The organism is Gluconobacter sphaericus NBRC 12467, assembly GCF_006539125.1.
GTDB classification, from domain to species: Bacteria; Pseudomonadota; Alphaproteobacteria; order Acetobacterales; family Acetobacteraceae; genus Gluconobacter; species Gluconobacter sphaericus.
In genome coordinates, this window is the sequence record NZ_BJMK01000090.1 from 1 (window position 1) to 702 (window position 702).

The following is a 702-nucleotide window of genomic DNA, read 5'->3' on the forward strand; positions in this document are numbered from 1 at the left end:
TCCTCCAGTTCAGCGCTCATACCCTGCTTGCGGCGCGCCGAAATCTGGGCAGAAAGCCGTTTACGTGCCTCCACCATCTGAGCTCTGCGCACCGTCAGTACCCGCAGAAACTGGAGCTTCTCATCCGGCAGTGTTCGTCCTGCTTCTGGACGAAAAGCCATAAAGCGCGCAATCAATTCCGCATCGATCTGATCGGTTTTCGCGCGTTTCCCCATGGAGAGTGCGAAAGCTTTGATCTGTGCTGGAGGCAACTGGACGGCATTGAGTCCCATACTGATGAGAACACGCCAGAGTGCCCATTCCTGTCCACCGGTGGCTTCAAATCCAACCGTGAGGCCGTCCGGCATACTCTGAAGAGTTTCCAGTAATCTGGCATGGCCATCAGGTGAATTCTGAAAACGAAATCTCTGCTTTTCTGGCAGGCAAAAGCAATCAAGCCAGTCTCGAGACACATCTATTCCAATGACCGTTTCCAAAGACATATCACTCTCTCTTTCTTATGTTCGCGGTCCCGGAACCGGGCCGCCGTCAACTGTTCGAGACGGTGAAGAGAGGCGAGATCAGCCTGCTAGAAAACGTGGTCAGGCACCAGGTGTTAAGCGCTGTATCTCACCTCATGAACGACCCTGGCCAGGGTCGTTCATGAGGCCATCATAACAGGCTGGAAACACATAAGGTGTTTAGTCCCGGGGTTTGATGGGG

1 protein-coding gene is annotated in these 702 nt (G+C 53.7%); it reads right to left on the bottom strand.

Features of this window, described 5'->3' with window-relative positions; translation table 11 throughout:
• A partial coding sequence (locus tag GSP01_RS14625; RefSeq protein ID WP_141354693.1) for an IS110 family transposase occupies positions 1-482 on the bottom strand: 482 nt, incomplete at its 3' end.
• Between the last annotated feature and the right edge of the window lie 220 nt (positions 483-702).